Below are 19,923 nucleotides of genomic sequence, written 5' to 3' on the forward strand. Positions count from 1 at the left end.
TGTCGATGAAGATCACTGGATAGACCGGGTCCAGGGGCCTGTTCTGCCACTCGGCCATGCCCTTGAGGACCTTGTCGGTGATCGTGGAGATCGTCTGCCGCGACACCTCGGCGCCATAGACCTCGGACAGGTGAGCCTGGACCTCGCCGGTCGTCAGCCCCTTCGCGGCGAGAGAGATGACCATCTCGTCGACGCCCGGCAGACGCTTCTGCCGTTTCTTGACGATCTTCGGTTCGAAGGAGCCCTCGCGGTCACGGGGCACGGCTATCTCCACCGGGCCGACATCCGTCAGCACGGTCTTGCCACGGGTTCCGTTGCGGCTGTTGCCGCCGTTCTTCCCCGCCGGGTCGTGCTTGTCATAGCCGAGGTGGTCGGTGATCTCGCCCTCCAGGGCGGACTCAAGGAGCCGCTTGGTCAGCTGCTGCAGCAGCCCACCCTCGCCGGTCAGCTGCAGGCCCTCGGCCTGAGCGCGGCCGACCAACTCATCGATGGGCTGGTCGTCCACCTTCCTCGCCGGCTGCGGCTCAGCGGCCTTGGCGGACTCGGCCTCGGTCACGTTGTCGCTGGTCATCGATGCATCTTCCTTGATCAGGAGTTACACCGATCGTTTTACAGTCCCGTGGGGCTCGGCATCCGTTCGCGAGTCGTCGTGCGCGTCCGCCGCGGGTAGGACACCAGCCTCGCGCCAGGCGATCACGGGGCCAGGCTGAGGCGCCGCTCAAGGGGCGTGCGGTAGTGCGGGGTGAGGCGCAGGTCACCGAGCCACGTGGCGAGGTGCTGAGCTTGGGCTTTCACGGACTGGCGTGCCGCGGGGCCGGGGTCGGTGAGCAGGTGGGTGTTGATACGGCCGCTGCGGTGCTGGGCCCAGGCGCCCACGATGCACCCGTCGGCCCAGATGGTGGGACCGATGTTGCCGTTGCGGTCGTACAGCTCGCCGACGTGGGCGGGGTCGAGGTAGAAGTTGCGCAGTCGCCAGCCCATGGCAGTGGGATCCAGGCCGGGCAGGAGCGCGACCCACGGATCCGGCGTGGTGACCGGCTCCAGATCGTCGGGCAGGAGGTAGCCGGCGCCTTCGTCGAGGCCGACGGGTTCGGCGCCGGTGGCGGCGATGGCTTTGCGGGTGTCGGTGAGAGTCCAGCCGGTCCACCACTTGAGGTCTTCGGCGGTGGCCGGTCCGAACGCGGCCAAGTAGCAGCGGGCCAGCGCCGTGTTCGCATCGGCCGTTTCCCACGTGCTGGCAGCATCTGCGAGCGGCGAGAGAGACCAGCGGAACTGATTGGAGTTGAAGCGTCCGTTGGGGCGGCCACGGCGGATGCGGCCTTCGGCGGCCAGGACGCGCAGGATCCGGGAGGAGACCGCCTGGCGGCTTTCGTAAGCCTTGCCGGGCGAGATGGTCACCTGCTCGCGCAGGGCGGGTACGTCGGCGGCCAGCTGGGCGGCACTCGCCTCGCCGCGGGCAGCGAGTGCCGCCAGAAGGTCGGCTTCGACCGCCGTGTACCGCTCGATCGTCCAGCCGACGCCGTCACGAAGGTAGACGGTGCAGGCAGACCGTTCCTTGGCAGCGATCGCGCGGCTCGTGGACGCCTCGATCACCGGCGCGAGGCCGGCGGGGACGACGAACATGGTGCGGCGCATGCACAGCATCCGCTCCAGCGTCCGCTCCTCGTACAGCGCCTGCTCCATGGCCGCGATGTCGGGGGCGCTGGTGCGGGCGGCGGCGGCCAGGAACACGGTGGACGGGTCGGTGGCGTGCAGGCCGATCAGCGCCTGAGCCACGTCCTGCATCGCCGCGGCATGGCGTGAGGGTACGAGGAGGTGGCGGATACCGAGGCGGGCGCGGCGCTCGTCGGCGCTGACGTGGCGGTGCGCAGCGTTCATGCGTCCGCCTCCGCGTCCGTGCCGGCCGGTGCCGCCGGGGGGAGGGCGGGGTTGGGGGTCAGGATGCGGCGCAGGATCGCTTCGACGTCGTCGCGAGTGGGAGGCCGGCTGTTGGCGAGGCCGCGCAGGGTGATGCCGTTGGTCGCCGCGGCGACGGCGGCGGCGGTGACTGGGTCGGTGTAGCGGGAGCAGGCCCGGATGTTCAGCTCGGTGTACTGGTCGGCGATCGCGCGCAGGGCGGGGCGGCGCAGAGCGGCGAGGTAGAGCTCGAACTCCATGACGTTCCGCCCACGCCCTTCCGCGCTGAAGCTCGTCATCAGCGCGTCAGTGAGCAGGACCGCGAACTGCTCCGGAGTGAGGCCCGGACGCTCGTTTCCCCAGGCTTCGAGATAGGCACCGAAGCGCTCCACAGCCTTCTGCAGGGCGGCGGCGATGAGGTCCTCTCGGGTCGCGAAGTGGTAGGTCGTCGCCCCCAGCGGGACACCGGCCTCCTCGGCGACCGCCCGGTGGGTCAGTCCCTCGATGCCCTTCGCCGCGATCACCCGCTCTGTGGCCGCGACGATCTCCTCGATCCGCCGCTGCGGATCCCGGCGCCGGCGCGGCGCGCCGTCCTGCCCGGCCATCAGCACGCGCCTTCCGGCGAGGCAGCGAAATAGCACGGGGCGACACAGGCGAACACAGGCGTCTCCAGATTCGGGGGCACTCATTCTAGTACGGTCGTACCAGTCAAAGCATATTTCGGGCGCAAGCGATCCCGCCCTCCGCCGCGCGAACCGACAGAAGCGGCTCCGTCGGCGCTTCGTTGGTGCACCGTGACATGGAGTGGTGCAGGGTCGGCCCGGCCTTCTGGACGGGGTACGCGCGGATGGCGATGATTGCTTTGTCCGTTTGCTCCCCCTCTTTCGGTTCGGTACAGTACAAATGTATCGTTTATGTCGGGGAAGAGAACAAGCATTTAGGAGCACCAGTGCAGACCGCCAACTTCACCGCCTGCCTCGCTGTCCGCGACGTCACCGAGACTCTTGACTTCTACGAGGATCTCGGTTTCACCGTCGGCCGCGAGAGCGTCGCCCAGGATCACCCGATCCACCTGATCTTCAACGGCGACGCGATGGCCTTCATGATCCAGCCCGCCGACAGCGTCCGGGAGTTCATCCCGCAGACCGCCCGAGAGCTGGGCGCCTCCGGCTTCTTCTACCTCAACGCCCCCGACTTCGACGGAGCTGTCGCTCGGATCCGCGACAAGGTCGAGGTGCTCAAGGAAGCCTCCGACGGCGGCTTTCGGATGCTCTACTTCCTCGACCCCAACGGCTACGCCATGGCGATCAGCGCCCCCGCTGCCTGACCCGCCCCGCCACCGTCTCGACCTGCACGGCGAAGGAGGACGCCATGAAGGCCAGCGGAATGGCCCCGTGCCTCGGCGTGAAGGACACGGCGGCGTCTGTCGCCTTCTATGAGCAGCTCGGCTTCACCGCCGCACCCGGCAGCGACAACCCGGCCGACGACATCCGCGTGCTCACGTGGAAGGGCGCGTTCGCGTTCATGCTCTACAAAGCCGACAACCTCCGGCAGTGGCTCCCGCAGCTCAAGGACGCCCCCACCGGCGTGTTCGGCATGTTCTACCTGAACGTCCCGGACTTCGACGCCTACACCTCCAAGATCCGCTCCCTGGTCGACGTCATCAAGGAACACAGCGACGACCAGGCGCGCCACTTCTACTTCCAGGACCCCGATGGCTACATCATCGGCGTCGCCGAGGAACAGGAATGGTGATCGGCCCCTGACCCGGGCTCCGGCCGCCACTCCACGAACACATCGCCCGGCCCCGCGCTCCCACGCTGGGCCGGCCCGCCGCCCAAGCCGGTGAGGAACACCCATGTTCACGCTCAACGCATCCGTCAGCTGCACCGCCTGGAACTGCGACGACTCCAAGGCGATGGTCGACTTCTTCCACCGGCGGTCGTGCTGATTGCACGACGTTGGCCTGCAATCAGCACGACCGCATCCGGGTGGCATCCCCTTGCCGTGGCTTGGTTCACGGCCGATCAATCCGCTGCGCAGATGAGGAATTCTCTGGTGGGAGTCCCGAGGCGCAAGTCTCCTCCGGGCTCCAGGGGGTCTGTGACGTAGCCCCGGGGCGGGAGCCTGAGGGGGTAAAACTGGATTGCTGGCCTTGCGGTCAGGTACGTAGTCTCAGGCGGCTCGTGGAGTTGTCTGCTCCGTTCGCACATGTCACGAGGTGATGACCTATCTCCCAGGCTTGAGAACCGCTTGCCGTGAGGCTTGACCCCCTGCTCTGTGCAGCAGCGCGCGGTCGTCTCTCAGCAGCGGTCTGCCCTTCGGCCTGGGCGTTTCCGCACCCGAATCTTCCTGTCGCGCAGCAAGCGGGACGGGCATGCCTGGCCTGCCCCTTTTCCCCTTTCTGTCCGCCAGAACAGGAACTGCGTCGTGTCCGCTGACACCAAAGCCCTCCCCTCCCGCTCCGCCCCCGCCGGCCGCCCTTCCGGTGGTGGTCGCACCGTCATGCTGGTTGTCGTCCTGGTCGCGGAGCTGATGAACGCCCTGGACGGCTCCGTCGTCTACACGGCGCTGCCCTCCATTCAGCACGACACCGGCGCCTCGGGTGCCGCCGTGCAGTGGATCCATGCCGCCTACGCGCTGACCTTCGCCCTCGGGCTGATCACCGGCGGCCGGCTCGGCGATCTCTACGGCCGCAAGCGGCTCTTCCTGCTGGGAACCGGCGTCTTCACCGCGGCGTCCCTGCTCTGCGGTCTGGCCGGCACCCCCGCCCTGCTGATCGCTGCCCGCGTCGTCCAGGGCGGCGCCGCGGCGATCATGGTTCCTCAGGTCCTGGCCACCTTGCACGTCACCTTCGAGGAAGGATCCCGCGCCCGGGCATTCAGCCTCTACGGCACCATCATGTCGCTGGGCAGCGTCGCCGGACCGGTCCTGGGCGGCGTGCTCACCAGCGCCGATGTCTTCGGCCTCGGATGGCGCCCGATCTTCCTGATCAATGTGCCCATCGGCCTGGCGACCGTGCTCCTGGGCCTGCGCTACCTGCCCGAGTCCCGCGACCCCGCCGCCAGGCGCCTGGACCTCGCGGGCATGGTCCTGGTCGGCCTGGGCCTGCTGCTGATCGCCTACCCACTCACCGTCGGCGGCGTACACCAGTGGCCCGCCTGGAGCTTCGTCATGATGGCCGGAGGATTGCTGACCCTGGCGGTTTTCGTGGTCCAGCAACGGGCCAGGACCACACGAGGCCGCGACCCGCTCGTCGTCCTGGCGCTGTTCAAGCACAGGGCGTTCACCGCGGGCCTGTCCGCGCAGCTCGTCTTCGGCCTGCTTTCCGGTGTGTTCTTCCTGGCGTGGACCCTGTTCATGCAGGACGGGCTCGGGCTCTCCCCCCGGCAGGCGGCGACAGGCTTTGTGGCGGCCTCGGTGGGTGAGATGGCCGGTGCCTGGCTGGCGATGGGTCTGGCAGTCCGCCACGGCAGGCGCGCCCCCCAGGCAGGCGCCCTGCTGGCCGCGGCCACCCTGTGCGGATACGCCTTGCTGATCACAGAGCAGAACACCGGCCTTTCACCGGTGTTGACGGTTGTGCCCATGCTGCCGGTCGGCCTCGGCCTCGGCATGATCGGAGCAGCCTTGGCCGACATGACGCTGCGCCAGGTCGACCACGACCACGCCGGCTCCGCATCCGGGCTCTTCAACACCTCGACCCAGCTCGGCATCGCTCTGGGCACAGCCTTGACCGCCGTCGTGTTCTTCGCCTACTCCCCGGCCGGCAGCCACGGCTCCACCGTCACCGCCGCGTTCGCCGGAACCCTCTGGTACGTCATCGCCGCCCTGCTGGCGATGTGGGCTCTCATGCTCTGGCTGCCCAAGCGCCACGCCACCAACTAGAACCAGCCCTTCGGGGCCCGGACGTCAACGTCCGGGCCCCGGGTGCGCCTCAGGGCAGCCGCCCGGACGGCAGGTCTTCGACCACCGGTCCCGGCCGTCCACTCTCACCTGCCGACAAGTCCGCCAACGAGGAACAACCGCCCCCATGATCCGAGTGTTGATCGCCGATGGCCTGCGACTGACGCGCGAAGCGCTGTCTGTCGTGCTCGCGTCCGAACCTGGCATGCACGTGGTCGCGCAGGTACCACGAGGCGACGAGATCGTGCCCCAAGCCCTGCGCACCCGCCCGACGGTGGCTGTGCTCGACGCCCACCTCCCCGGTCTGGACGGGATCTCGGCCGCGGAGCAGCTCAGAGTCGCTCTGCCTCCCTGCCGCATCGTCATCCTGGCCACCCTGGAACGCGCCAGCTCTCTGCGAACTGCCCTGGAAGTGGGGGTTGAAGGGTTCATGAGCAAAGGCGTATCGGTCAAAGAACTGACCGACTCCGTCCGCAAGGTCGCCCGGGGTGACCGCGTCCTTGACCCACGGCTCGTCACTGACGCTCTGCACACCCCCGACAACCCGCTCAGCGAACGTGACAGGGAACTTCTCCGCCTGGCCGCGCACGGCCACACGCCCCCGGAGATCGCCGAGATCCTGCATCTTTCACCCGGAACGGTCCGCAACAACCTGGCCGCCATCAACCGCAAAGTGGGGGCACGCAACCGCATCGAGGCGATACGCGCCGCCTCCGCCCGCGGCTGGATCTGACCGGACCGACCTCCATCACCGCACCTCCCGAGTGCAGTCTGCACGAGAACCCATGCATGTCGCCTTCATGCTATCCCTGCGCCACCCCCTAAACCGTCTATATCCGCTGGTCAGCGTGGTGACAGGGAGAAATTTCGGGTCCGGAACCGGTGCGGGGACCGTCGTGGTCCAGGAACAATCTGAACCCGGCCCGGACTTCAAATGAGCCGTTGCCCCCATGATCTGAGACAGAAGGAGAAATCATGTCCAGCCGGTGTGATGTATGCAGCAAGCAGCCCAGTTTCGGCAAGCGCGTGGCCCGCTCCGGGTCCCGCGCCCAGACCCGGCACGTCCAGGGACGGTCTAGTCGCCGTTTCAACCCGAACATCCAGTCGGTCAGGGCCGTCAAGGACGGAACGCCCCTGCGCATGAACGTGTGCACCTCCTGCATCAAGGCGGGCAAGGTGGACCGTCGCGCCTCCGCGTAAGCATGAGGAAGAACCTGGCGCCCAGGCTCCTCAGCCGTATCCGCGCTGCGGTGCCTGGTGCCCGGCGCCATCCTCCGAGGAACGAATTCCCTTGTGATGACTGCGGATTGCCGACCGCGCCCGTGGACGGCCCTGACGAGTGGTACACCGTTCTCGACGGCGTATGGCAATGCGCGGGCGCCGCCGAGGACAATGTCCTTTGCATCGGTTGCCTCGAAGTTCGCCTGAACCGCCGTCTGGTGCACACCGATTTCATCTCCGCGGCCCTCAATGACCCGGACTACGGCCACCACAGTCAGCGCTTGCTCACTCGTCTGCGACCAACAGCCGAGGACTGATACTCACCTGCACCGACCATCACCCGGCCAAGCGCTTCAGCCTCGATCCCAGGGCAAGACGCGCCTCCGGTTCAGAGGGGCGGTGACCAGTGGCGCACTTGCCCCGGCGAGACGCTGTACCGTCTCCGGCCCGAGCAGCATTATTCCGTTGCATGGATGCCGCTCGCTCATATAGTCTGTTTTGGTTCCTTTGTAGTTCCGTCGGTGCCCGCTCTCGGGTCCGACGCTGTGTTCCGAGGTGATGACGTATCCCCCAGGCCAAGTAAGTAGCCGCTCGTTTCGAGGCGCTTTTCCGGTTGTCCGCAATCGCGGGCTTCTGATGCATGCCTCAACGGCGGTGCTCCCTGATGGCCTGGGTTCGTTGCACTCTGCTTTCCCCTGTCGCGCTGAACGGCGTGCGGGGGCATGCCCCGGCCTGCTCCCGCCCCTTTCCCTTCTGTACGCGAACAGGAATCCCCCTCGTGTCAACCGACACCCATACCACCGGCAGCTCGCGCCCCACCGGGGCCGCCCGTGCTGCCACGATCACCCTGGTCGTGATCCTTATCGCCGAGCTTATGAACGCGCTCGACGGTTCCATCGTCCACACCGCACTGCCCTCCATCCAGGCGGACACCGGCGCCTCCAGCGCCGCTGTGCAGTGGATCCCCGCTGCCTACACCCTCACCTTCGCCCTCGCCCTGATCACCGGCGGGCGCCTGGGTGACCTCTACGGGCGCAAGCGGGTCTTCATCGCCGGTACCGCCCTGTTCACCGTGGCGTCCCTGCTGTGCGGGATCGCGACCGGCCCGGACTTTCTGGTCGCCGCCCGAGCCCTCCAGGGCGCCGGAGCGGCGGTCATGGTGCCGCAGGTCATGGCCACCATCGCCGTCACCTTCCAGGGCGAGTCCCAGGCCAAAGCATTCGGCATGTACGGCATGATCATGTCGCTCGGCGGCGTCCTCGGGCCCGTCCTTGGCGCCGTCCTGACAGCCGCCGACATCGCCGGTCTGGGCTGGCGGGCGATCTTCCTGATCAACCTGCCCATCGGGCTGGCCACCCTGCTCTTCGCCCTCCGGTTCATCCCGGAGTCCCGTGACCAGCAAGCGCGGCGCCTGGATCCGCTGGGCATGCTGCTCTCCGCCGCGGGTCTGCTGCTGATCACCTACCCGCTCACCGCGGGCGGCGAGAAGCACTGGCCCTCCTGGAGCTTCGCCATGATCGCCGCGGGCGTGGTCGTGCTGGCCGTGTTCGTGGCCCAGCAGCGGGCCAAGACCGCCAAAGACGGCTCGGCGCTGGTGGCGCTGTCGCTCTTCAAGAGCAAAGCGTTCGCAGGCGGGCTCGCCGCGCAGCTGGTCTTCGGCCTGGTCTCCGGCATCTTCCTGCTGACGTGGGTGCTGTTCATGCAGTCCGGCCTCGGCCTCACGCCAGGGCAGTTCGCCCCCGCGTCCGTCGCCATCTCCATCGGCGGCATGGCCGGCGCCATGCTCGCCTCCAAGTGGGCGGGACGCCACATGCGGCGCGTGCCGCAGGCCGGAGCCGTACTGATCGCCCTCACGCTGGCGGGCTACCAGCTGCTGGTCTCTGCCCAGCAGACCGAGACGCCGTTCGTGGCCGCCGTCGCTCCGATGATTCTCGTCGGCGCCGGATTCGGCATGGTCGGTGCGGGCCTCGCCGGCCTCACCCTCAGCCAGGTCGGCCACGAGGACGCCGGATCGGCGGCGGGACTGTTCAACACCGCCATGCAGCTCGGCATCGCACTCGGTATCGCAATGGCGTCGGTGGTGTTCTTCCAGTACGCCCCCGCGGGCAGCCACGGCACCACCGTGACGCACGCCTTCGCGGGCAGCGTCTGGTACGTCATCGCTGCCCTCGCGGTGATGTGGGCGTTGATGTTCCGGCTCCCCAAGCCGGTCAAGGCCACCGCCTGACACACCACCGGGGCCTGCCCACGCCGGGCGGGCTCCGGCTCAGGCCCCTTACCTTCACCTCACCAACTCGGCGAGCGCGTTGTGCGCGCTGGAGCCGATCGCGCTCATGGATTGGCGGACGCAAGGCTTCCGCGCGTTCGCTCGCCGGCGGCCAGGGCGTCGATGACGAGATCGGTCCGCATGTGATCAGCGATCGCCCATCCGGCCAGCCGGCGTGAGGCGAGGTCGACCACGGTGGCCGGATAGAGGAACTTCCCTCCGTGCAGGGGCAGATTAGGTGATGTCTCCGACGTACTTCGTGTTCGGTTCGGTCGCGGTGAAGTCCAGGCCGATCAGGTCCGGGGCCTTCGCCGCGGCCCGGTCCGCGACCGTGGTGGGGTGCCTGCGGCGCAGCCGCACTCCTGCCAGATTGATGTTCCGCATCACGCGCGCGATCCGCTTGTGGTTGACGCGCTCGCCTTCCTCCCTGAGCTCGGCGGTGATCCTGGGGACGCCGTAGGTGCCGTCCGATTCGAGGTGCACGGCCCGTATCCGGGCGGCGAGGTTGGCGTCGGCCGCCGCCTGCCGGGCTGCCCGGTCCACGGCTGTCCGGCGCCAGTAGTAGGAGCTGGAGCGGGCGATGCCGAGGATGGTGCACAGCCGCTTCATGCCGTATCGGCGCTGGTGGTCGGCGACGAACTGGAAGCGGCCGCTCAAACCTTGCGCCAACTCGAACACGCACAGGCAACCGAGCACCCGCACCGAAACCGCAGCCCCGCCGAAGGCGCCTGAGCAGCGCCGCGCTGCCTCCGCAGCGGCTCAAGCCTTCCGCCGGCTCGAACAGCAGCGCCGCGTGGCCTCCGCGGCCGCTCAAGCCTTCCGTCGGCTCGAACAAGCACGTGCCGTGAGCGGCTCCACCGAACCCGGCACCCAGAACCCCAGCCCCGTCAGGCACTCCGCCCCGCGGCAGGCGCCGGAGCCGACCGAGGTCTCCACTGGGTGCCGCACATTCCCACCCGTGACAGTGATCCACTCCAACCCCAAACCTCGCAGCTGGTGGCTCCTAGGGTTCGGCCGCAGAGTGCTGGCAGCGGCAGTCGTGCTGACCGTGCTCACACTCGTTCACCACACGATCGACCCGGACGAGGCATGGGGTCTGAACGGTCCGGACGTCTTCGTGTTCATTGCCGCGATCGCCTATTGCGCGTGGGCGCAACACGCTGCGCCATGGGACAGGCTGATCATTGACAAGCAGAAGCTTCTCGTGAGGACCAAGAGGAGGAACGAGGCGTTTTCCATAGATTGGGCCTCGCTTGACCGGATCGGAGTCAGCGAGGGCGGCTCCAGCAAGGTCGTAGTGTGGTACCCGCCGGGCATTCCTGCGCCGGACTGGGTGACCAACGGCAGCATGGGGCGTTCGCCCGAGAGGGGCGGCTATGTCGTGTACCGCGCGACCCGCCGCACGGGTCTGCACGTACCGGACCTGAAGCTCGTCGAACTCCGGGGGGCCCTGATCCAATGGGCCGGCCCCAAATACGTCACACTGCCCTCCACCCCCAGGCAATGAGTCGGGTATGCGCCGAACGGCAGCAGCCCGGACACGAAGATCAACTGGGGCCCCGGCCAAGAGACGTATCCTCCTGGGCGTCTTGGGCGATGAGTTCTGCTGTGAGTTCCATACATCGCATCCGGGCGGGAGAGAAGTCGTAGGGCATTTTGGTGACCGCTTCGCAGACGGTCATCTGCGTGTCTTCCTCACCCTTCAGGTCGGCGTCGTAGGCATCGAAGAGCTCCTCCTCGGCCTCGTCCAGCCCGGCCTCATCGATGGCCTGCATCAGGGCCTTGTGGTGGGCGAAGCGTTTCGCGGCCAGTTCGTCGACGCGAGGGTCAGCGGGATCGACGCCGTCGTCGAGGGCTGCCTCGGCCGCTTCGAGAAGGTCGTCCTCGGCCCGCAGGTCTGGGTGGGTGGCCAGCACGATGAACACGCCGGCTTGGAGGGCGGCGCCCAGTGGGCCGAAGGTCCGTTCCGCGGCGGTCAAGGGATCGCGCAAGACTCCTTCCGGCCCTCCACGGGCAGGCGCGGACTCCCTACACGGTCTTGATCATCCCGCCGTCGAGCACCACATCCGCGCCCGTCAGGTTGGGCGTTGCCGGAGAGGCCAGGAAGGCCACCAGAGCCGCCACCTCCTCCGGCTCCGCGAACTGTCCCGTGCTCACCCCCGCCTCGCCCGGCAGCGACTCCACGAGTTCCTCCAGCGACAGCCCCGACTCGTGGGCGAGCCGCTCGCCCTCGCTCCCGGGCTCTGTCCACACCCCCGTCCGGACCAGGCCCGGCGTGACGGTGTTGACGCGGAGGCCGTGCGGAGCGAACTCCTCCGAGAGCGCCTTGGAGAGATTGGTCAGGGCCGCCTTCGCCGCCGAGTACGCCGCCACCGAAGGCAGCGGCACCCGGGCGTGCGCCGAGCTGATGTTGACGATGGTGCCCCGCCGGTCCAGCAGGCTCGGCAGACATGCGCGGCTGGTGCGGACGCAGCTGAGAAACGTGAGGTCGAACTCCGTCCGCCACAGGTCGTCGTCGATGGTGAGGAACCCGCCCTTCTGCGGAAGGGTGCTCGCCACGTTGTTGACCAGGATGTCGATGTGCCCGAGTTCTTCCAGGGCGTACGCGGCAAGGTCGGCGGGCCCCTGAGGGGTGCTCAGGTCGACGGCCAGGGCGTGGGGGGTGTACCGGGCCAGCTCCCGGCCGGGGGTACGGGCCCCGCCGACCACGCGGGCGCCCTGACGGGACAACTCGGCGGTGACGGCGAGGCCTATGCCCCTGCTCGCGCCGGTGACCACGGCGGTCCGGCCCGCCAGGGGAAGGGGGGACTGGGAGGAAGGTGCCTGGGAGAGAGCCATGAGGGTGTCCGCTTCTTCGTCGAGAGATCGAGGAGGTCGGGAGATCAGGAGGCAGAAGGAGGAGGCCGGGTCAGTGCGTGAGCTCCGCCAGGATCTCCGCCGCCGCCCGCTCGCCCGACCGGACCGCGCCCTCCATGTATCCGGGCCAGTGGTCGGAGGTCTCCGTGCCGGCCCAGTGCACGCCGCCCACCGGCTGCCGCAGGGCGCGCCCGTGCCGGGAGAGGACCCCGGGGGCGCTCACCGCGACAGGGCCCCCGCGCGACCACTCCTCGGTGTTCCAGCGGACGAAGCCGTAGTCGGCCATGCGGGCGGCCCGGGGGCCGAAGTAGTCGATGAACGACTGACGGCATTCCGCCACGAACCGCCGCTCCGGGACCCGGTCGAGCCGTCGCATGTCCTCCGGCCGTACGAAGCCCAGCAGCACATGGCGATCGCCGTGGTGGCTCTCGTAGATGCAGTCGATGGGCCGTCCGTCGCCGACCACCTGCCCGGACAGCCCTTGCTCCCGCCACCAGGGCCGGTCGTACACGGCGACGAACTTGCCGATCGAGCCCATGCGGAACCCGGCGGCCAGCCTCCGGCGGGCGTAGGGTAGTTCGGGGCTGAAGCCGATCCGGGCGGAGAGCGGGGGCGGCACGGCCACGATCACCCGGCGGGCCCGGTATGTACCCCGGTCCGTGTGAACGTGGAGTAGCGGGCCGCGCCGGGAGACGTGCCGTACCGCGGCCCCGTACATCACCCGTGGGCCCAGCTCCGCCGCCAACGCCAGCGGAATCCCGGCCGCGCCCGGCCCGCCGAGGAAGCTCTCCTGGGCGCCGCCCCGGGTGGCCATCAACCGGCCGTAGGTGCCGGGATGGTCCCGGTCACCGGCAGCGGCGTAGTAGTTCATCATGTACAGGGCCGAGAACTCCTCGGGCGGGGTCGAGACCACCGCCGACCCGCTGACACGGCCCAGCATCAGCCGGGCCGCCGCGTCCGAGGTGCGGCGGGCGATCCACTGCGCGAAGGAGATCGCGTCCAGCTCGGCCGCCCGCGGATGCCGCCACGGTTCGCCGACCGGGAAGTCCCGTGCCAGCGTGTCGATCTCGGCGATCACCCGGTCCACGGCGGCGCCGCCCAGCTCGGGAGGGAGCGGGGAGTCCACGGGGTAGCGCAGCGGGCTGCCCCGGTACCAGAAGATGCTGTCGCCCTCCTGATGCGTGGGTACCACGGGCACCCCGAACTCGGCGGCCAGGGCGTACATGCGGTTCTGGGTCGGCCCTACGAACTGCGCCCCGCCGTCGACCGTTCCGCCGCCGTGGGTGCCGACGGTCCACACCCGGCCGCCGGGCCGCTCGCGCGCCTCCACCAGTCTCACCCGCCGCCCGGCGGCCACCAGCCGGCGGGCGGCGGCCAGCCCCGCCAGTCCCGCGCCGATCACGACGACGTCGTGGACCCGGTCGGTACCACCACCGGGAACGGCCTCGGCGGCGTGGGCGGAGAACGTCCCGCCCACCGCGAGGGCACTGCCGACGGCAACCGTTGACTTCAGCACCGTACGGCGCTGGAGGTCGGGTATCACGAGGTCACTCCTTCGGAGGGAGAATCACTGGGAGAGGGCAAGAGAGGGCAACAGGCGGCGTCCTCACCGCGACGCACGCCACCGCGACATGCACCACTCGGCGGCGAGCATCGCGTAGACGCACTCGCTGCCCCAATCGCCCTTGAAAATCAGGGAGTCGGTGAACTCGGCCTCCTTGCGCAGGCCGAGCCGCTCCATCAGCCGGGCGGAGGCCGTGTTCCGGGCCTCGCAACGGCCGATGATCCGGTGCAGCCCCATGCGTTCGAAGCCGATCCGGAGCATCTCCACCGCCGCCTCCCCGGCCAACCCCCGCCCCTGGTATGCCGGGTGCAGCACATAGCCGAACTCGCCCTGCCGGGCGGCCGCGTCGAGCCAGATCAGTTGGGTCCAGCCGATCACGCGGCCCTCGTGCTCCACCGCCAGCACCAGGACATCGCCCTGCTGGGTCAGCGACGTACGGGTGCAACGGTCGGTCAGTTCCCGCGCGTTGTCCTCTCTGCCGCGCGGCTCGTTGAAGAGATAGCGCGCCACCTCCGGCCGCGATTCAAAGTCCCACATGTCGGCCTCGTCGCCCGGGGTGAAGGGGCGCAGCAACAGCCGGTCGGTCCGGATCGGCTGGGCGATCCTCACGGTGGCTTTCGCCTCGCTACGGGCGGTCATCAGCGGCCTCTCCTGCTCGGGCGGCCGGGATGGTCCCGGCAGCAGTTCGGGTGCCGGGCGGTGGTGGCCTCGGCGGTGAAGCGGGCGGAAGGGGAGGCGGGGGTGCGGTCCGCGCCCTCGAAGGGCGCGAGGAGCTCCGGGACGGTGTGGGAGTGCCCGTCCACGAAGACCCGCTCGACGCGCGCGGTGTCGGCGATGTTGCGCAGCGGGTCCCCGTCGAGCACCAGAAGGTCCGCCCGGGCCCCCGGGCGGACCGCCCCGAGCAGCCCCTCCGCGCCCAGACACCGGGCCGCGTTCACGGTCGCGGTCCGTAGCGCCGCCACCGGGCTGAATCCGTGCCGGACCAGGGCCCGGAGGTTCTGGTGGATGCTGATCCCCACATCGTCCAGGGGCGCGTCGGTGCCCGCGACCACCAGTCCGCCCCGCTCGTGCACGCGCAGCAGCAGATCCACGTCCCCCGCCGTCCAGGCAGCATCCAGCTCGCTTTCCGCACGATCGGCACGTTCCGCCTTCGCCAGCAGCCGCGCGTACTCCCACGGCGGGAACAGTGTCCGGGTCCGGTGGTCGTGCAGCAGATCGGCCGAGACGGCACCGGCCCCGCCGGCGTACAGCTCGCCCGCGAACAACAAGGTGGTGGAGACCCACATCCCCGAGGCGACGAGGAGGTCCACGGTGTCCTGGGCCGTGCGGCCGCCCGCCGCGCCGAGCGTCCGTGAGTACCCGAGGCGGTTGCCGCCTCCCGTGTGTTCCATGCCGTACAGACCGGTGTGCGCCGCCGGGTACACGTAGTGCGAGGTCACCGGGGTACCCCGACGCGCCAGTCGGCGTACGATCCTTCGCTCCAGCGGCACCGGCAGCCGCTGGTAGGACTTGACGACGTCGTAGTCGAAGAACTCCGCCCTGCGCAGCTCCCGTTCGAGCTGTTCCTCGCCGGACACGGCCCGCATGAAGCCGAAGGAGACCCGGGTGCCGTCCAGCGGTTCACCGGAGCCGAGGAAGCGGGGGCCGACCAGGGCCCCGGAGCGCAGCGCCTCACGGGTCTCCGCCATCCGGTACACCGGATCGCCGGTGGACCTGCTCGTCGTGACGCCGTACGCCAGCCACAGCGGCCCCTGCCGACTGCCCCAGGAGCCACCCCGCATGTGCCAGTGGTTGTGGGTGTCGATCAGGCCCGGTACGACGGTGAGATCACTGGCGTCCACGGTGGGAGCCGCCCCTCCGGGGCGCACCCGGGTCACCGAGGTGATGCTCCCGTCCTCGACGAGTATGTCCACGTTCCGGCGGTAGCCGTCCGATACGCCGTCCCACAGCCGCCCGGCCCGGATCACGGTCCGGGGTGGCGCTGGACGGCTGCGGCAGGTGAGCCGCACTCGCCGCCGCCGGTGCGGGGAGCGTCCGTCGGCGGCCAGCAACACCGGTTCGCCCAGGGACAGGAAGAGCACCTGCCCGCGCGACGATACGGAGACGGAGTCGGCAAGGAGGGAGGACAGGGCGACCGGCTCGCCCGTCACCGTCCCGTCCGGTGCCACCGGCACCCGGTGCAGCAGACTGTCCATGATGACCAGGAGATGACGGCCGTCCGGGGCCCACACCGGGCCGTCGTCGCCGCGCGTGCCGATCGACCGGTGCGGGGCGACGGCCTGGTCCTCGACGGTGCCGCTGATCCGGTCGACGGTACGCAGGCCGTGCAGCCCGGCCGGATCGCGTTCCGAGCCCGGCAGCTGGACCGCCATCGACACCAGGCGGCCGTCCGGCGAGAACGCGGCCCGCCCCGGATGGTCGGTCGGCGCGGCGAGCCGGATGCCGGTGCCGTCGGTCAGATTCAGCAGCCGGGTCGCCCCCGCCTCGTCGTGGTAAGCGACGAGACCGCCGTCCGGCGAGACCCGGGGGCGCAGAGCCCCCTCGGCCCGCCGGGTCAGCCGTTCGTGCCGCCCGTCGCAAGGTGTGAACCGCCACAGGTCGGGGCCGCCGTCACGGTCGCTGGAGTACACCAGGCCCGAGCCGTCGGGCAGCCAGTCGGGATCGGTGTTGGCGTACCCGTCGGCCACCACCCGCCGCGGCCGCTCGCCGAACCGCTGGATCCAGAGCGCACCGAGCGCGCCGAAGCAGACCGATTCCCCGTCGGGTGAGATCACCGGTGCGACCAGACCCTGCACCGGTGCGTCGGCGGGCGCGACGGCCGGCCGGCGGCGGGCGGGCCGGGCGGCCGGGGCCGCCAGGCCGAGGGCGAAGGGTATCTCCCGCCTGCCCGCGGCCGACCGGCCAGGGCCGTCGCCGTGGACCCTCCGCCGCCACAACCGGCCGTCGCCGCTGTACACCAGCTCGTTCCCGGAGAGCCACGCGGCGGGCAGCGGGGCAGGTTCCTCGCGCCGTCCCGTGACGGGGACGCCGTCCACGGACAGCGTGGCCCGCGGCCCGCTGACAAAGACCCAGGACAGCCGGCCCCCGGGGCCGTGGCCGGTGCCCCGCAGGACGACCCCTTCGCCCGCCCGGTGCACCACGGTGACAGCGCCGGTCCGCAGGTCGTACGTCTCCACGGAGGCGTCCCCCGCGACGTACGAGAGGCGATGTCCTCCGGGGTGCCACGCGGGAGAGTGGTAGGACCGTTCGTCGTCGGTGCCCACGAGCGGCCGCGACCGTCCGCCGGGGGCATCCCACAGCCAGACCGCACTGGTCCCGCCCGAGTCCGAGACGTAGGCGATGGCCCTCCCGTCCGGCGAGACCGCCGGATCGAGGTCGTACTGCGGCCCGGGGGTGAGCCGTGTGACCTCGCGGCTGCCGAGACCGACGACGGCTATGTCGTAACTGCCGTTCCGGAACGACTGGAAGGCGAGACTCCGGCCGTCCGGAAAGAACGACGGCCGACTGCCGTCCTCCATGTCGTCGGTGAGCCGCCGGGCCGTGCCGCCGGCCAGGGGCAGGGTCCAGATCACGTTGTGCCCGTCGAGAGCGAGCATCCCGCCGGGCCGGTGGACGGACACCCCGACGTTGATCGCACGACGGACCACCAGCCGCCCGTCCTCGCCGGGCGGCGCGGCACGGACCGGACCGGCCGGGGCGAGGGCGGCGCCCCCGGCCACCGTGGCGGCCGCGCTCCCTTTGAGTACCCCGCGTCGTGACACCGTCATACGGTCTCCTCAGTTCGTCGGGGGCTCAGCCGCGCGGGCCGCGCAGCGCGGTGACGTACCGCTGGAAGCCGTCGTGGTCGCGGTGGCTGATGACCGCCTCGAACCCGGCGGCCGTGAGAATCGCCAGCACCTCGTCGGTGACGGCGTCGTAGTGCTCGACGGCCAGCACACCGCCCTCCGTGAGAAGCCGGGCGGAAACCCGTGCCACGGAACGGATCAGGTCGAGCCCGTCCCAGCCGGAGTAGATCGCCTCGGCCGGCTGGTGCACGGCCCACTCCGGGGGGATCCGCAGACTGTCCGGCACATACGGGGGATTGGCGGTGACCAGATCGACGCTGCCGTCCATCGAGGCCAGCAGCCCGGGGCCGGTGATGTCGCCCGCGATGAAGGCCACCCGAGAGTCCACCCGCCCGGAGAGCTTCGCCGCGTTGCGTACGGCGTAGTCCAGAGCGGTGTCGGAGAGGTCCACACCCGTGACCGTGGAACCCGGCCGCAGCGCGCCCACCGCCAGCGCGATCGCGCCCGAGCCGGTGCAGAGGTCCACCGCGTGCAGCGCGCCCGGGGCCGTCCGAGCCAGCGCGTCGGTGACCATCGCCTCGGAGTGCACCCGGGGCACGAACACCCCCTGGCCCACTTCCAGGGCGAGACCGAAGAGCGTGGCGCGGCCGGTCAGATACTCCAGCGGGACCCGATCGGCCCGCCGGTCCACCAGGGCGCGCAGCCGCGTGGCCTCCTCGGGGGCGATTTCCGCGTCGAGGTCGAGGGTCTCCGCCGCCTCGGGGGAGAGCTCCAGCGCGTGTGCGGCCAGGGCGAGGGCGTCCGGACCGGGGGTCCAGACCCGGGCCTGGGAGAGCCGCTCCGTGGCCCGCCGGACCTCGTCGCCGACCCGGACGACCGGCGGGGTCGGCGCCCCGAACCGGCTGCGGCAGCTGTCGTAGTAGGACCGGATCCACTCGGTCATCCCCGGGTGCAGCCGCGAGGAGGCCAGCAGCTCCGGCGGCGGGGTGAAGTCCGGGTCGATGCGTCCGGCCCAGTCCCGGTAGATGGTCTCCAGATCCGGGCCCAGGAGCTCCTGCCAGTCCGTCGGGATGTTCCAGTGGTGTTCGTACCCGGTCGCCAGCATGTGTTCCACGGTGGTCCGTATGGTCTCCTCGCGGGAGGCGCCTTGCAGCGGACGCCGCTCGGGGACGAACAGGTCCAGATCCAGTTCCGGGGTCTCCCCGTGCAGCCGGGCGGCGAACTCCCTGGCCAGCAGCGGCGACAGGAAGAGCCCGTCCCGGTAGGTCCCGGTCATCATCCACAGGCCGGACAGCGGCGTCTCGCCCAGCAGCGGGAACCCGTCCAGGGACACCGGACGGTTCCCCACCTGGACGCCGACGACACTGCTGGACCACAGGTCGCGCCGGATCTGCCGGTGCGAGCACTCCAGCAGGAACAGCAGGTCACGCATGACGGGGTCCGCCAGCGGACGCGGATTGATGATGTTGGTCGCACCGATGTACACCCGGGCCGTGCCTCGCGGCACCACGTGCAGCCCACAGGCGAACGCCCGGTTCGGTGTACGGATCACCGCGTCGGGCTGGGTGCCGTCCTGCGTGGTCACCACGGCGGAGACGCCGTATCCGGCGACCAGTCTCGGGATGCAGTCGCCGAGCCTGTCCACCGAGTCGACCAGTTCCTGGGAGCCGACCCCACCGGCGAGGACCACCGTGGAACCCCGGACGACGGTCCCGTCGTCGAGGATCACCCCCCGGGCCCGGTCACCGTCCCGGACCACGGACACGGCCCGGTGGTCGAGGAAGCTCACGCCGAGCCGGCGGGCCGTGGCGTCGAGCCGGTGCAGCAGCCGCCCGGAGTCCACGGCGTGCTCGCCGGGTATGTGCATCGCCCGCAGCGGGCGCGAGTTGGGGTCGGGGTCGAGCCACCCGACGTCCGCCGGGTCCACCGACTCGTACGCCTCGCCGTGCTTGTCGAGGGCCTGCTGGATGGCGGTGTAGTTCTCGGTGTCGATGGGGCCGGTGCCGACGGTGTTCAGGAGCACGGTCGTGCCCTTGGCGGTGATGAGGTCGGAGCCGTCGCCGGTGCCGTCGGCCAGCGTCTCCAGCCAGCCGGGCCATACGTCCTTGGCCTTGAGATCGAGGTCGAACTTGGCCTGCCCGTAGGGATGGGCCAGCAGCGATGTGGTCACCTCGCCGAAGCAGCCGAGCATCGCCCCGGCGGCGGTGGACGCCGCGTACGGGCGCTTGGCCGGGCCGACGAGCGCCACCGAGGCGCCGCGCAGGGCCAGTTCGACGGCGAGGGAGGAGCCCAGGGAGCCGTTGCCGACCACGACGACGTCGTGACCGGTGTGCGCGTCGGGCAGGGACATGCGGGTCTCCTAGCGGGAGGGAGGACGGGAGGAGGGAGGGCCGGGGCACGGGCCGTGCCGTACGGGGGCCGGACGGCACGCG

At 70.2% G+C, this 19,923-nt stretch carries 17 protein-coding genes and 1 pseudogene; 8 read left to right on the plus strand and 10 right to left on the minus strand.

The window, feature by feature from the left end; all coding sequences use genetic code 11:
* The 3 genes from CIB93_RS14660 to CIB93_RS14670 form a co-directional block, all read right to left on the minus strand.
* The coding region (locus CIB93_RS14660; protein ID WP_179500111.1) for a transposase at positions 1-571 on the minus strand (571 nt) is incomplete at its 3' end.
* 122 nt (positions 572-693) lie between these two features.
* Positions 694-1,878 (minus strand): winged helix DNA-binding domain-containing protein, encoded by a 1,185-nt coding sequence (locus tag CIB93_RS14665; protein ID WP_096627259.1) that lies wholly within the window; start codon positions 1,876-1,878, stop codon positions 694-696.
* Positions 1,875-2,501 (minus strand): TetR/AcrR family transcriptional regulator, encoded by a 627-nt coding sequence (locus tag CIB93_RS14670; RefSeq protein ID WP_096627339.1) that lies wholly within the window; start codon positions 2,499-2,501, stop codon positions 1,875-1,877. Before CIB93_RS14670 ends, CIB93_RS14665 begins: the two co-directional genes overlap by 4 nt.
* 344 nt (positions 2,502-2,845) lie before the next feature.
* Between CIB93_RS14670 and CIB93_RS14675 the strand changes: the two genes are divergently transcribed.
* The 7 genes from CIB93_RS14675 to CIB93_RS14705 all read left to right on the plus strand — a co-directional run bounded on the left by CIB93_RS14675 (position 2,846) and on the right by CIB93_RS14705 (position 9,247).
* Entirely contained in the window at positions 2,846-3,223 is a 378-nt protein-coding gene (locus CIB93_RS14675) for a VOC family protein (RefSeq protein WP_179500112.1), read from the plus strand.
* 44 nt (positions 3,224-3,267) lie between these two features.
* Positions 3,268-3,651 (plus strand): VOC family protein, encoded by a 384-nt coding sequence (locus tag CIB93_RS14680; RefSeq protein WP_096627261.1) that lies wholly within the window; start codon positions 3,268-3,270, stop codon positions 3,649-3,651.
* Between the two features lie 675 nt (positions 3,652-4,326).
* Complete coding sequence (locus CIB93_RS14685) at positions 4,327-5,781, plus strand: MFS transporter (protein ID WP_218839780.1); 1,455 nt, start codon at positions 4,327-4,329, stop codon at positions 5,779-5,781.
* A 145-nt stretch (positions 5,782-5,926) separates the two neighbouring features.
* On the plus strand, positions 5,927-6,532 hold the full coding sequence (locus CIB93_RS14690; RefSeq protein WP_179500113.1) for a response regulator transcription factor: 606 nt from the start codon (positions 5,927-5,929) through the stop codon (positions 6,530-6,532).
* 242 nt (positions 6,533-6,774) lie between these two features.
* Entirely contained in the window at positions 6,775-6,999 is a 225-nt protein-coding gene (rpmB, locus tag CIB93_RS14695) for a 50S ribosomal protein L28 (RefSeq protein WP_179500114.1), read from the plus strand.
* A 122-nt stretch (positions 7,000-7,121) separates the two neighbouring features.
* Positions 7,122-7,337, plus strand: a complete 216-nt coding sequence (locus tag CIB93_RS14700; protein WP_143660048.1) for a hypothetical protein — start codon at positions 7,122-7,124, stop codon at positions 7,335-7,337.
* A gap of 461 nt (positions 7,338-7,798) precedes the next feature.
* Positions 7,799-9,247 (plus strand): MFS transporter, encoded by a 1,449-nt coding sequence (locus CIB93_RS14705; RefSeq protein WP_257002196.1) that lies wholly within the window; start codon positions 7,799-7,801, stop codon positions 9,245-9,247.
* Positions 9,248-9,372: 125 nt separating this feature from the next.
* Here the strand turns inward: CIB93_RS14705 and CIB93_RS14710 are convergent.
* Positions 9,373-9,943: pseudogene (locus CIB93_RS14710) on the minus strand (IS3 family transposase); the annotation flags it as partial.
* A gap of 301 nt (positions 9,944-10,244) precedes the next feature.
* Here CIB93_RS14710 and CIB93_RS14715 point away from each other — a divergent pair.
* Entirely contained in the window at positions 10,245-10,793 is a 549-nt protein-coding gene (locus CIB93_RS14715; RefSeq protein WP_143660049.1) for a hypothetical protein, read from the plus strand.
* Between the two features lie 40 nt (positions 10,794-10,833).
* Here the strand turns inward: CIB93_RS14715 and CIB93_RS14720 are convergent, their stop codons facing one another.
* The 6 genes from CIB93_RS14720 to CIB93_RS14745 form a co-directional block, all read right to left on the minus strand.
* Positions 10,834-11,265: a hypothetical protein gene (locus tag CIB93_RS14720; protein WP_257002197.1), complete on the minus strand. Its 432-nt coding sequence runs from the start codon at positions 11,263-11,265 to the stop codon at positions 10,834-10,836.
* Between the two features lie 49 nt (positions 11,266-11,314).
* Positions 11,315-12,124 (minus strand): oxidoreductase, encoded by an 810-nt coding sequence (locus tag CIB93_RS14725; protein ID WP_096627266.1) that lies wholly within the window; start codon positions 12,122-12,124, stop codon positions 11,315-11,317.
* 70 nt (positions 12,125-12,194) lie between these two features.
* Complete coding sequence (locus CIB93_RS14730) at positions 12,195-13,685, minus strand: FAD-dependent oxidoreductase (RefSeq protein ID WP_096627267.1); 1,491 nt, start codon at positions 13,683-13,685, stop codon at positions 12,195-12,197.
* 63 nt (positions 13,686-13,748) lie between these two features.
* The gene (locus CIB93_RS14735) at positions 13,749-14,345 is read right to left on the minus strand and encodes a GNAT family N-acetyltransferase (protein ID WP_096627268.1); all 597 of its coding nucleotides are present in this window, start codon (positions 14,343-14,345) and stop codon (positions 13,749-13,751) included.
* Positions 14,345-17,473 carry an amidohydrolase family protein gene (locus tag CIB93_RS14740; protein ID WP_096627269.1) on the minus strand — a complete coding sequence of 1,043 codons (3,129 nt, stop codon included), beginning with the start codon at positions 17,471-17,473 and terminating at the stop codon, positions 14,345-14,347. Before CIB93_RS14740 ends, CIB93_RS14735 begins: the two co-directional genes overlap by 1 nt.
* A gap of 25 nt (positions 17,474-17,498) precedes the next feature.
* A complete protein-coding gene (locus CIB93_RS14745) occupies positions 17,499-19,841 on the minus strand; it encodes a HemK family protein methyltransferase (RefSeq protein WP_096627270.1) in 2,343 nt (780 codons plus the stop codon).
* Positions 19,842-19,923: the final 82 nt, after the last annotated feature.

The sequence above is a fragment of the Streptomyces sp. WZ.A104 genome (assembly GCF_002382885.1).
GTDB lineage: Bacteria > Actinomycetota > Actinomycetes > Streptomycetales > Streptomycetaceae > Streptomyces.

What these genes read in the sequence shown, in the direction of transcription:
- CIB93_RS14665 (WP_096627259.1), bottom strand. Translation starts at nt 1,878, where the DNA reads ATGAACGCTGCGCACCGCCACGTCAGCGCCGACGAGCGCCGCGCCCGC.
- CIB93_RS14670 (WP_096627339.1), bottom strand. Translation starts at nt 2,501, where the DNA reads ATGGCCGGGCAGGACGGCGCGCCGCGCCGGCGCCGGGATCCGCAGCGG.
- CIB93_RS14680 (WP_096627261.1), top strand. Translation starts at nt 3,268, where the DNA reads ATGAAGGCCAGCGGAATGGCCCCGTGCCTCGGCGTGAAGGACACGGCG.
- CIB93_RS14690 (WP_179500113.1), top strand. Translation starts at nt 5,927, where the DNA reads ATGATCCGAGTGTTGATCGCCGATGGCCTGCGACTGACGCGCGAAGCG.
- rpmB (WP_179500114.1), top strand. Translation starts at nt 6,775, where the DNA reads ATGTCCAGCCGGTGTGATGTATGCAGCAAGCAGCCCAGTTTCGGCAAG.
- CIB93_RS14725 (WP_096627266.1), bottom strand. Translation starts at nt 12,124, where the DNA reads ATGGCTCTCTCCCAGGCACCTTCCTCCCAGTCCCCCCTTCCCCTGGCG.
- CIB93_RS14735 (WP_096627268.1), bottom strand. Translation starts at nt 14,345, where the DNA reads ATGACCGCCCGTAGCGAGGCGAAAGCCACCGTGAGGATCGCCCAGCCG.
- CIB93_RS14740 (WP_096627269.1), bottom strand. Translation starts at nt 17,473, where the DNA reads ATGACGGTGTCACGACGCGGGGTACTCAAAGGGAGCGCGGCCGCCACG.
- CIB93_RS14745 (WP_096627270.1), bottom strand. Translation starts at nt 19,841, where the DNA reads ATGTCCCTGCCCGACGCGCACACCGGTCACGACGTCGTCGTGGTCGGC.